Genomic DNA, 11,393 nt, shown 5'->3' with positions numbered 1-11,393 from the left:
ACATAGCCCATATATATAGTATGCAACCGAGTTACAAAGTGGAACATTTGTATAAATCTTATTTTGCGACTACTTTATAAAGTAACCTATCAATTTATCCTATAACAATAAAATGACTGCTTTTTAAAAGCATTGTGAGGCAGGATTATGTATAAATCTCACATTCAGGCTAGTGAGTTCTTGGCGAAAAAACCTTCAGATAATCAGCACGTCGAGCAAAAACTGATCATGCTCGTTGATGATGACCCAATTTTTAGGCGAATAACCAGTGGTTATTTGTCGGCTCAAGGCTATAAAGTGCTTGAAGCTGAAAATGGCTTAGAGGGGTTGCGCAAGTTAAAAGATGCGGAGCCTGACCTTGTTGTGTGTGACTTAGCAATGCCAGTACTGAACGGCATTGAGTTTGTTGAAGAGGTGAGCCTTGAGTATCCCTCGCTGCCACTGATTGTGGTCTCTGCAACTGATGAAATGGCTGATGTTGCAAAAGTGCTGCGATTTGGTGTTAAGGATTTTCTTCCTAAACCGATTGGTAACCACCAGTATTTAAGCAGTGCAATAGAAAGTACGCTCGAAGATACGTTCAGTCGTTTATCTGATCAGCGCGATTTTTCGACGCAATGGTTCCGGGTCGATGATGGTGGTGATATTCCAGAAGAACAAGAGTTGCATTGGCATCTGGAGTATTTACGAGAAAACCCCAGTACCGCGAAAGATTTGCTGCACGCGTTATTACCAGAAAAGGATACTTCACAAGGCAGTTGGAAGTGTAGTTACCGTCTTTTACAATCGGCGGATGTGATGCCGCTGGTATTTGACTATGCGTGGTTGATGAACGGGCAGTTTGCCTTTTACTTGGTCGATTCAGATGCTCATTATGAAAATAGTGTGGCTTCAACATTGCTCGTTCGTGCTCTGTTTCACGATTATCTTCGCAACTTAAAAAGCTTCAGTGCCGATCTGAAAGACCTTGCCGACATACTGGAAAAAGGTATTGAATGCTCAGAGTGTGCTAATCCAATCAACGCAGTATTCGGTATTGCGGATTTAAGCGAAGGTACACTCTCTATCCTGCCAGCTGGGCTCGACAGTCAATGGTCAAATGGCTACTTAACTCAACATATTGCTGCGGGTGTTAGCCTTGGGCAGAACTGTTTAAAAAACTTTATCACTAAAGATTTACCGATCAACTCAACTTGTCAGCTATCAACTAATCGCTTAGGTTCGAGTAGTTTCAAACTCAATATTTACCAAGGTGGCAGCAGTTAATAACCTTATCTTTAGTCGGTGTTTGCGGTGATTTGTTTGAGGTATAGTTCGCGTCTAGAACAACAATCACCCAATTCGTTTACGTTACATTAACTTTGTTTATGGTGCCAAAACGAACGGAGTCATCCAACACTAGAGAAGTTATGATGGAAGAGCAGAATTTTAAAGAACCTTACAACATTTTTTATTTTTTAGGCTTTATTGCCGTACTTTCGATCCCTACATTGCCAGCAATACTGACTTGGATCCGTGTGTTTAATGGTTATTCAACTTTCTGAGTTGGATAGTACGTTGGGAGTTCACCATCAATATTCGTCATTTTCTTCTTACGGTGGCTGGTGGGCTCTGCCTTCTGTTAGGCGTGATAGGCATATTCTTACCGCTACTCCCCACAACCCCTTTCATACTCCTTGCTAGCGCTTGCTTCTTACGAAGTAGCCCTCGTTTTCATGCTTGGTTGCATCAACATCAGACGCTAGGCCCAATACTGGATAATTGGCAGCAACATGGCGCTGTTTCGCGGCAAGTGAAACAACGGGGATGTTTGTGGATTATTCTAAGCTTTATTTTTTCCATCTGGGTTGTCCCACACTTTTGGCTCAAAATTATGTTGTTTACTATGCTTGTGGTCCTGATCACTTGGTTTATTCGACTTCCCACTCATGAGCAGGTTGCTAACCAACAAGAAAATCACTAGCATTATGGGGAAGTGTGCCCATTCTTCGAATGGGCGTTTGTTTTTTCAGCGGCTAAGATATTGTGGCTTATCTATGTTGCTGAGAGCTCACGCTCTATCATTCTGATACGTAAATGTATCGTGAGAAATGAAGAGCCAATCTAAGTAAATGTAAGTTATGACAACCGAAACTATCTCTTTGATCAAATCGAGCATTCAAAGCATCCCTAACTACCCAAAACCTGGCATTTTGTTTCGTGATGTAACTAGCCTGCTAGAGGATGCAAAAGCCTATCAAGCAACCATTGCTTTATTAGTCGAAAAATATAAAGACATGGGCTTTACCAAAGTTGTGGGTACAGAAGCGCGTGGTTTCCTATTTGGCGCGCCATTGGCTTTAGAGCTTGGTTTGGGGTTTGTACCTGTACGTAAGCCGGGTAAGTTACCACGCGAAACGTTAGCTCAATCTTACGAATTGGAATACGGTACTGACACATTAGAAATTCACGTTGATGCGATCAAACAAGGTGATAAAGTGCTGGTGGTGGATGATCTACTGGCAACGGGTGGTACGATTGAAGCGACGACTAAATTGATCCGCCAGCTTGGTGGTGAAGTTGAGCACGCGGCTTTTGTCATCAACCTGCCTGAAATTGGCGGAGACAAACGTTTACAAGGTTTGGGCCTGAACGTTTATAGTATTTGTGAATTTGAAGGTCACTAAGCTAATCAACTGGACGTACTCATGAGTTATCTTGCCTTAGCGCGAAAATGGCGACCAACAAAATTTAATGAGGTGGTGGGACAAGCACATGTCTTAACTGCACTAGAAAATGCGTTGGCCCAAAATAGATTGCACCATGCGTATTTATTCAGCGGTACACGTGGTGTAGGCAAGACGACGATTGGTCGCTTGTTTGCCAAGGGGTTAAACTGTGAAACAGGTATTACGGCCACACCTTGTGGCCAATGTGATACTTGTCGAGAGATTGACCAAGGCCGTTTTGTTGATCTTTTAGAAATAGATGCGGCATCACGAACCAAAGTCGAAGATACGCGCGAATTACTTGATAACGTGCAATACAAGCCTGCTCGCGGTCGATTCAAGGTGTACTTAATCGATGAAGTTCACATGCTGTCGCGCCACAGTTTTAACGCTTTGCTTAAAACGTTGGAAGAGCCGCCTGAGTATGTGAAATTCTTGCTCGCTACGACAGATCCGCAAAAGCTGCCGGTTACGATTTTATCGCGCTGCTTACAGTTTCATCTTAAGCCGATCAGTGTTGAAAATATCCACGATCAGCTTGAGCATGTTTTAGCGGCAGAGCAGATCCCTTGTGAAGCGAGAGCATTAAGAATGATCGCTCATGCTGCCGATGGCAGTATGCGTGATGCACTTAGCTTAACTGATCAAGCGATTGCACTAGGTAATAACCAGGTGATGGCCGATGTAGTCGCCCCAATGCTTGGCACGCTAGACACAGATCAAGCACTCCATTTACTGCAAGCCATTAGCAGTAAACAGCCTCAAACGGCGATGGATAGCGTTGCACATTTAGCACAAAATGGTGTGGATTGGGATGGATTACTACAACAACTCTCGGCGCAGTTACACCGTATTGCGATGTATCAAGCGTTGCCAGCAACACTGGACAAAACCCAACCTGACTCAGAGAAAGTGCAACTGCTTAGCAAAGCACTGAGCCCACAAGATGTGCAGCTCTATTATCAAATTGCTTTAAAAGGACGTGAAGATTTAGCACTCTCGCCAACCGCTCGAACGGGGCTGGAAATGATTGTGCTACGTATGATGGCGTTTCGTCCTGCTTCGGTATCGTTGGTGAATACGTTCAGTACTGAAGTGAGTTCAGATGTCGCAGTGCCAAGCCACGGCACTCCTTCACAAAAACCTGTATCAGTGGTAACGCCTCTAACTGAACCTACGCAAACGTCGGTGGCTCCCGTATCGGATAGTCAGGTTAATGAGCCACAAAGGCATGAGGATACTCAGCCTGATTATGGCATCGTTCAAGATTACGATAACCGCTATGCGGATATGAATGATGACATGTCCAGTGCAATGGAATATGCCCCAGAATCGTATGAGCCTGCACCAGTTCCTCAACCACCAGCACCTTCTTCAGCTCCACGTCCCTCACCGATTGCAGGGCTGCGACACCAGTTGCGTTCACAGCGCCAAGGGGTTGCTCAGCCAGCAAAAGGAGTGAATGAAACAAAGAGCAACGGGACAAAAAAGCCTAATGCGGCATCGACTAAATCTGAATCTGTGCTTGAGCGTGTTGCCTCGCATGGAAAATCAGCTCGAGTGTCGCCTTTGTCCACATCCATTCCTGAGGCTGTCCCAACTTTGGACAACGAGCCTTATCAGTGGCGTCCAACGCTGCAACCTGTGGTGGTTGAACAACAAAAAACAGAGCTGACACCGACACAAATTAAGCAAGCGCTAGAACATATTAAAACGCCAGAGATGGCAGAAAAGTTACTTGCAGAATCGATAGAACAAGATGAGTGGGCAGCTCTGATCCACCAGCTCGATATTGCCAAGTTAGTGGAACAATTAGCACTTAATTCTGTCTACCACAAATCGGGCTCATCAATTGAGCTAGTGCTGCGGCCAAGTCAGGCCCATCTTAATACCTATAAAGCACAAAGCGAGTTGTTAGAAGCGCTCAATGAGACATTAGCTGAAGAGTGCCATATTAGCGTGACCATTGGTGAGCAAGGTGAGACGCCATTGGAGCTTAGAGAGCGTCTTTACCAACTCAAATTAGAGCAAGCATTGAACAGCTTGGAGGCTGACCCTCACGTAATGTTCTTCAAGCGACGTTTTGATGCGGAACTTGATCGCGACAGTGTGCGGCCGATTTAATCAATTAAGCGAGTGTGGGGTTGAATCTATATGTTATGACCCCACCTTATGTGAAACACTCAATTCAACCAGAGAGATAAACATGTTTGGTAAAGGCGGTATGGGCAACCTAATGAAGCAAGCCCAACAAATGCAAGAGCGCATGCAAAAGCTACAAGAAGAAATTGCGAATATGGAAGTGGTTGGTGAGTCTGGTGCTGGTCTGGTAAAAGTGACCATTACTGGTAGCCACAGCGTACGCCGTGTAGAGATTGATGAAAGCTTAATGGAAGACGACAAAGAGATGCTAGAAGATCTGATTGCCGCCGCTTTCAATGATGCTGCGCGCCGCGTGGAAGAGACTCAAAAAGAAAAAATGGCTTCTGTCACTGGCGGTATGCAATTACCACCAGGTATGAAGATGCCGTTTTAACAAACAACCTTTTTAACAAACAAAATAGGTTACTAATGCGTACCAGTCATATGCTGGAGCATTTGATGGAGGCCTTACGTTGTCTGCCTGGGGTGGGTCCCAAGTCAGCACAGCGTATGGCCTTTCATTTGTTACAGCGCGATAGAAAAGGCGGCTTACAACTCGCCGATGCTTTAAGCCAAGCCATGACAGACATTGGACATTGCAGTGAATGTCGAACTTTCACTGAAGAAGAAACTTGTCATATTTGTAGCAACCCTAAGCGGCAGGATAACGGCCAACTCTGTGTAGTCGAAAGCCCTGCTGATATTGCGGCCATTGAAGCTACAGGCCAATATTCTGGACGTTATTTTGTCCTGATGGGGCACTTATCACCTTTAGATGGTATCGGCCCGAGTGATATTGGTTTAGATACGCTGGATTACCGTTTGCAACGTGGTGGCATTGCCGAAGTCATTCTTGCCACTAATCCAACCGTTGAAGGGGAAGCGACCGCGCACTACATTGCGGAATTATGTCGCGCCCATCAAGTCTCTGCGAGCCGTATTGCTCATGGTGTGCCTGTTGGCGGTGAGCTTGAGCTTGTTGATGGCACGACGCTATCACACTCTTTGCTTGGCAGACAAAAGCTGTAGCACCTTTCGAATCATTGCCCTAGCTGCTGGGGCAATTTTGAGTGACGCCATCAATTAAGGCAAACAAAGCAGTGCCATCAAGTGATTTTTTCGAGTTCGGTAATGTTGCTCAAAGCTTCTTGGTTCGTGTTGCCACAGACCATCGGGCAAGGCTTAAATTCGTGGCATACTTTTGGACGTTCAGGCTTACCAAATAACTTGCACAAATTAGCGTCATTAAGTTGAATGCAACGTACACCTGCTGGCTTTCCTTGCTCCATACCCGGGATGGAGGAAGAAATACTAGGGGCGATACAACACGCACCACAACCAAGTCTGCATTCCATAATTGAGTACCAATAAAAAGAAAAGGGTGACGATCCTAGCAGATGTGACCGAAGTGTACAGCAATAGCTTCCTAAATTAACAAGCCGTTTTTATCCTTGAACTTTGCTTGGTGTGGAGGTATAACACGCACCCCATTCGTTAAGTAAGATAGAGACTCATGAGCACACCATTCTGGCAAAATAAGAAATTAGAACAAATGACGGAATCGGAGTGGGAGTCGCTTTGTGATGGATGCGGTAAGTGCTGCTTACACAAGTTAATGGATGAAGATAGTGATGAGGTCTATTACACCAATGTCGCTTGCAGTTGGTTAAACAGCGATACCTGCTCATGCAAGGATTATCCAAACCGTTTCAATTCTGGTGAGGAGTGCTTAAAACTGACGCGTGATAAAATTGATGAATTTAACTGGTTGCCGGATACGTGCGCCTATCGTGTACTGTCAGAAGGCAAAACATTGCCGCAATGGCATCCTTTGATTACCGGCTCCAAAGAGGCGATGCACGCCGCGCAAGAAAGTGTTCGCAACAAAGTCGTTTATGAGATTGATGTTATCGACTGGGAGGACCACATCATCAATCATCCAAACCGCAATTAATATCCAATAGAAATCTAAAAGACTAGAGAAGCAGTAACAAACCTCCTACTGTTGCCGCGGCGGAAAAATATTTCCCTGCGGAATAGGAGCTATCATCTTCTTCTGGTTTTTTATCTGGATGATCTAACCCCAAAGCACCATGAGCAAATGATTCCACTTTGCCAGTCACGGTTTTCTCTTTGTTTTCTAACTTACTCTCTTTGTCGAGTTGTTGCAGCGCTGCGAGCAAGGCTTTGCCTTCATCAGACAAAGTGACGGTATTCTGCTCCACTTTGAGCGGGGCAGAGGGGGGGGATGCCGCTGTAGAATTTGCTTGAGCTTTAACTTGCTGGAGTGAATGCAGTTGCGCTGAGCTTGTCCCTACCGGTGTCATACTTCTCTCCTATAAATGCCATCAGTTAATGTATCGACAGATTTATGAAAAACTTGTGCAAAAAATTCGCAATTTGTATGAAGCATGTACAAGCAAAAAACGCGCCTACTTTATATGAAAAGAATAAGCAGGCCCGTTATTCGCCGCTAATTAGTCGCAAGTGAGATCTGTGTTGCGATTCTTTATCTGTTGATAGGCTTGCATGCGATGCTCTGCTTGAAAATAGGCGGTGGGAATTGGCAGTACAGTGAGTTGGAAATCAGGATACGACGCCTGGGTATCCTCTACGGGCGTGATGATGGCAATCTTTAAATCAGGATTTCGACGAAGGATAGAATGCGCCGTGCCTAAACCCTGCTCGGTGTGGAACTTACCTGCGATGTGCATCACCTGAGCTGTCGGGTGGTTTTGTAAATAATCCACCATGCTTTCTGCCATCGTTTCATCCCAAGCGACCTGAGCTGCGTACTGTTTTTCAGTTTGCTCTTTTGAACCGTGGTGCATTGATTCCATGAACTTCGCTTTGTATGGAGAGGCTGAGGTGTCAATTTGGTGTGCAACCTGAGCCCGCTCTACTGGCGTTAATTTATCAAGGTATTTGATCCCTACTTTGCCGATACAACGTACGAAAGGTTTAGGCGCATTAGCGGCAATGACATCCAACTGCTGTGATTTTGCAAATTCAACCAGTGGGCGGTAGTCACTTTGGTAGTTTGGCCACGCTCTGGTCTGAGAAATAAGGTATTGTTCGCCGATTTCTCCTGCTAGATAGCGGTTCAGTATCTCTTGCTCATCGCGTGAAAATTGTTCCATAGACAAGGCAACATGGGTGTTTTCGCGGCTGAGTTGTGCCAATAGCTCGGTTTGGAAGCGATGAATGGCTGGGTGTGTATGCCACTCACCGACTAAAATGATATCGGCATTTTTTATCTCATTCGGCAGCGAATTGAGATTCAATGGTTTGCCGCTAGAGGTGGATAATTGGTAATCATAAAAGTGAGCAATGGGCTTCGGCTGGTGCGAAGCACAGCCAAAAAGTGGTAATAGTAGAGCCAGAGAAGTAACTAAGCGCATGAGGGTCTCCATTTTGAATTTGGCATAATAATGGAGACACTGTGGATTTGCAATATAATGAGAATTATTATCAACTAACTTTGCGATAAACGCTGATCATAAAATCGGCCTCACAATTAAATTGCTCAGCTTGCTTTAATTGCGCTCTTAGCTCATCACTGGCCCGCCATGCAAACGGCGTCATCTGTAATAAATCAAAAGCATCGTTACCGCTTAATGCCATGGTGTAGTGCAGTTTTTGTTGCTCTACTAATGTAAATCCAGCTATCTCTTCTGCGGTTTCATCATGCAGTTGAACATTAGGATAGATCCCTTCTTTTAACTGATAGAGGTGCCTTGCCGCGGGTGTAACGGTAATCACCACTCCTTGGTTTTGAATGCAGCGGTAAAGCTCTTGCGCTTTACAGGGTGCATAAATTCGTAATATACCGGCTAGGGAAGCATCGTCAAAGGGCAAGCGGTGGCTGGAGGCAACGACAAAGTTGACCATAGGGTAGCGCTTTGCTGCATAACGGACGGCGATTTTAGAGATATCTAACCCATAGGTGACCGATTGTATCGAGTGTTGTGCAAGCGTTTGAGCGACAAATTGGGTGTAGTAACCTTCGCCGCAGCCGATGTCTAAAAACTGATAAGAAGAATCTTGCAGATACTTACTGCACAACTGAGCGACCGTCTGACGCATCAGATCGTAATGTCCACCTTCAAGAAAACGGCGACGAGCTTGCATCATCTCTTTATTATCACCCGGATCTTTTGAGCGTTTATGATGTGCAGGCATCAAATTGACGTAGCCCTCTTTGGCTATATCAAATTGATGATTATTTTCACATTTCAATATTTGCTGCTGTTGCAACAGAGGTTGCTGGCAAAGGGGGCACAGATACGCCATGAAGATCTCGCTTGAAAAACAAAGGTGCCAGTTTAGCGTCTGCGGCTAGAAATAAAAAGGACAGCGTGATTTCACTGCCCTCAGCATGAGTATGATGACGGAAAATTCGCCAAAAAAGCTTAGTTGGAAAAAACCGTCGTGACGAGCTGATGGCTTTCACCTGGTTGCAAGGTTTTTCCTGCGGACAAGCAAGGGGCATGCAGTGTAGATTCAACACACAGCATCGTTTGATAACCATCGTCAGGCATATCTGCCATTGATTGAGCGCCTTGAGCCCATGGGTTCCACAAGACGGCAGAGTTGTGTCCAGTGTTTTCAACCACTAACGTGCGATTCAAAACAGGATCTTGGACCTGAATTTGTGCTTCAGGCGCGGTATAGACGCGATCAATCGTATCGGTGAGGATGAGTGTTGAACCACCTTGACACATTTTTGCATCTTGTAAGCTGTCTATATATTCAACGCCCATACCTGTAGTAGTGGTCTGGGTAATATTACCAACCTTGAGGTAGCTGTGCAGCGCTGCAGAAAACGTCCATGCTTTCTCATCCGTATTGGTCGTTTCTAAAGTGACTTTTAACTTGTCACCGATTTCAACATAAAGACGGGTTTTGAATTGAAATGGCCAAATAGCCAGTGTTTGGGGCGAATGGTCGAGCCCTAACACGATAATGACGCCCTGCTCGTTTTCTCTATGTTCAATCAATGCCCATTCACTGGTGCGTGCGAAACCATGGGCTGGTGCAGCAATACGGCCAAACCATGGCCAACAAACAGGGATCCCGCCTCTTAGAGCGGCTTTACCGTCAAAAATGGCCGTGTCACTCATCCAAATGAGCTCATCTTGTCCTTTAGGAGTGAATGAGATGACATGGCCGCCATGCAGTGTAATTCCGGCGGTTGCTTTGTCATGAATAACGCGAACAATTTTAACGCCCTCTTTCTCAACGATAGTGACGTTGTCAGAAAGATAAGTCAGGGTAGGGAGAGATTGCAGATCCATAAATTCGATACCTCATGCCATTCCTACCGGATAATTGAGTAAGGAATGGCTCGGATTGTCTAACGCAGCCCCACAAATGAAAGGGACAGATACTAAAAAGGCGACACAATGGCCGCCTTTTTGTTCTTAACGAATTTCTTCGCTAAACACTACGATTATTTAGAAACGTGAGCGATTAGGTCTAGAACTTTGTTTGAGTAACCGATTTCGTTGTCGTACCAAGATACAACTTTAACGAATTTGTCAGTCAGTGCGATACCAGCTTTAGCATCGAATACAGATGTGTTGATTTCACCGATGAAGTCTTGAGAAACAACTGCATCTTCAGTGTAGCCTAGAACGCCAGCGAATTCGTTTTCAGAAGCGCGCTTCATTTCAGCACAGATTTCTGCGTAAGATGCTGGGTTTTGTAGGTTAACAGTTAGGTCAACTACAGAAACGTTCGCTGTAGGTACGCGGAAAGCCATACCAGTCAGTTTGCCGTTTAGTTCTGGGATTACAACGCCAACCGCTTTAGCTGCACCAGTTGAAGATGGGATGATGTTTTGAGAAGCACCACGACCACCACGCCAGTCTTTCGCAGAAGGACCATCTACAGTTTTTTGAGTCGCTGTAGTTGCGTGAACAGTAGTCATAAGACCAGACTCGATGCCCCACTTGTCGTTAAGAACTTTAGCGATAGGTGCTAGGCAGTTTGTAGTACAAGAAGCGTTAGAAACGATGTCTTGACCAGTGTAAGAAGCGTGGTTAACACCCATTACGAACATTGGAGTCGCGTCTTTTGAAGGACCAGTTAGAACAACTTTTTTCGCGCCAGCAGTGATGTGCTTACGAGCTGTTGCATCGTCTAGGAATAGACCTGTTGCTTCAGCAACCACGTCAACACCGATTGCATCCCATTTTAGATCTTCTGGGTTACGCTCAGCTGTTACACGTACAGTTTTGCCGTTTACAACTAGGTTGCCAGCTTCAACTTCAACAGTACCGTTGAAACGGCCATGAGTTGAGTCATACTTTAACATGTATGCCATATAATCTACGTCGATAAGGTCGTTAATACCTACAACTTCGATGTCGTTGCGCTCTTGCGCTGCACGGAATACGAAACGACCGATACGGCCAAAACCGTTAATACCTACTTTGATAGTCATTATAGTTGCTCCACAACTTAATTTCTGATTAAAGATAACTGGTAGTAAAATTACAGAATCCAGTAAATGTCTGCAACAGATAATCGGACTTAACT

General features: G+C 45.1%; 13 protein-coding genes. 7 read left to right on the top strand and 6 right to left on the bottom strand.

The window, feature by feature from the left end; genetic code table 11:
• Positions 1-147: 147 nt before the first annotated feature.
• The 6 genes from B9J87_RS07840 (at position 148) to recR (ending at position 5,879) form a co-directional block, all read left to right on the top strand.
• Positions 148-1,266, top strand: a complete 1,119-nt coding sequence (locus tag B9J87_RS07840; protein WP_017044561.1) for a response regulator — start codon at positions 148-150, stop codon at positions 1,264-1,266.
• 331 nt (positions 1,267-1,597) lie between these two features.
• The gene (locus tag B9J87_RS07830) at positions 1,598-1,963 is read left to right on the top strand and encodes a YbaN family protein (RefSeq protein WP_017044101.1); all 366 of its coding nucleotides are present in this window, start codon (positions 1,598-1,600) and stop codon (positions 1,961-1,963) included.
• 157 nt (positions 1,964-2,120) lie between these two features.
• Positions 2,121-2,666 carry an adenine phosphoribosyltransferase gene (gene apt / locus B9J87_RS07825; RefSeq protein WP_013857239.1) on the top strand — a complete coding sequence of 182 codons (546 nt, stop codon included), beginning with the start codon at positions 2,121-2,123 and terminating at the stop codon, positions 2,664-2,666.
• Between the two features lie 21 nt (positions 2,667-2,687).
• Positions 2,688-4,832, top strand: coding sequence for a DNA polymerase III subunit gamma/tau (dnaX, locus tag B9J87_RS07820; protein WP_094150055.1), 2,145 nt, complete (start codon positions 2,688-2,690; stop codon positions 4,830-4,832).
• 82 nt (positions 4,833-4,914) lie between these two features.
• A complete protein-coding gene (locus tag B9J87_RS07815) occupies positions 4,915-5,244 on the top strand; it encodes a YbaB/EbfC family nucleoid-associated protein (RefSeq protein WP_013857237.1) in 330 nt (109 codons plus the stop codon).
• 35 nt (positions 5,245-5,279) lie between these two features.
• Entirely contained in the window at positions 5,280-5,879 is a 600-nt protein-coding gene (gene recR / locus B9J87_RS07810; RefSeq protein WP_094150053.1) for a recombination mediator RecR, read from the top strand.
• A 77-nt stretch (positions 5,880-5,956) separates the two neighbouring features.
• Here the strand turns inward: recR and B9J87_RS07805 are convergent, their stop codons facing one another.
• Positions 5,957-6,205 carry a YkgJ family cysteine cluster protein gene (locus B9J87_RS07805; RefSeq protein WP_013857235.1) on the bottom strand — a complete coding sequence of 83 codons (249 nt, stop codon included), beginning with the start codon at positions 6,203-6,205 and terminating at the stop codon, positions 5,957-5,959.
• 158 nt (positions 6,206-6,363) lie between these two features.
• On the opposite strand from B9J87_RS07805, the gene B9J87_RS07800 reads away from it, so the two are divergent.
• On the top strand, positions 6,364-6,804 hold the full coding sequence (locus tag B9J87_RS07800) for a YcgN family cysteine cluster protein (protein WP_010317229.1): 441 nt from the start codon (positions 6,364-6,366) through the stop codon (positions 6,802-6,804).
• 22 nt (positions 6,805-6,826) lie between these two features.
• Here B9J87_RS07800 and B9J87_RS07795 read toward each other — a convergent pair whose 3' ends face one another.
• The 5 genes from B9J87_RS07795 to gap all read right to left on the bottom strand — a co-directional run bounded on the left by B9J87_RS07795 (position 6,827) and on the right by gap (position 11,298).
• The gene (locus B9J87_RS07795) at positions 6,827-7,177 is read right to left on the bottom strand and encodes a hypothetical protein (RefSeq protein ID WP_017044563.1); all 351 of its coding nucleotides are present in this window, start codon (positions 7,175-7,177) and stop codon (positions 6,827-6,829) included.
• 150 nt (positions 7,178-7,327) lie between these two features.
• Entirely contained in the window at positions 7,328-8,251 is a 924-nt protein-coding gene (locus B9J87_RS07790; protein ID WP_217898081.1) for a ChaN family lipoprotein, read from the bottom strand.
• A 70-nt stretch (positions 8,252-8,321) separates the two neighbouring features.
• Positions 8,322-9,143: a 23S rRNA (guanine(745)-N(1))-methyltransferase gene (gene rlmA, locus B9J87_RS07785; RefSeq protein WP_017050211.1), complete on the bottom strand. Its 822-nt coding sequence runs from the start codon at positions 9,141-9,143 to the stop codon at positions 8,322-8,324.
• 119 nt (positions 9,144-9,262) lie between these two features.
• Positions 9,263-10,147, bottom strand: coding sequence for a D-hexose-6-phosphate mutarotase (locus tag B9J87_RS07780; protein WP_094145647.1), 885 nt, complete (start codon positions 10,145-10,147; stop codon positions 9,263-9,265).
• A 155-nt stretch (positions 10,148-10,302) separates the two neighbouring features.
• A complete protein-coding gene (gene gap / locus B9J87_RS07775) occupies positions 10,303-11,298 on the bottom strand; it encodes a type I glyceraldehyde-3-phosphate dehydrogenase (protein WP_094150050.1) in 996 nt (331 codons plus the stop codon).
• Positions 11,299-11,393 lie beyond the last annotated feature (95 nt).

The sequence above is a fragment of the Vibrio sp. V19_P1S1T109 genome (assembly GCF_002241375.1).
GTDB lineage: Bacteria > Pseudomonadota > Gammaproteobacteria > Enterobacterales > Vibrionaceae > Vibrio > Vibrio anguillarum.
This window is presented reverse-complemented; position numbering and strand designations above follow the sequence as displayed.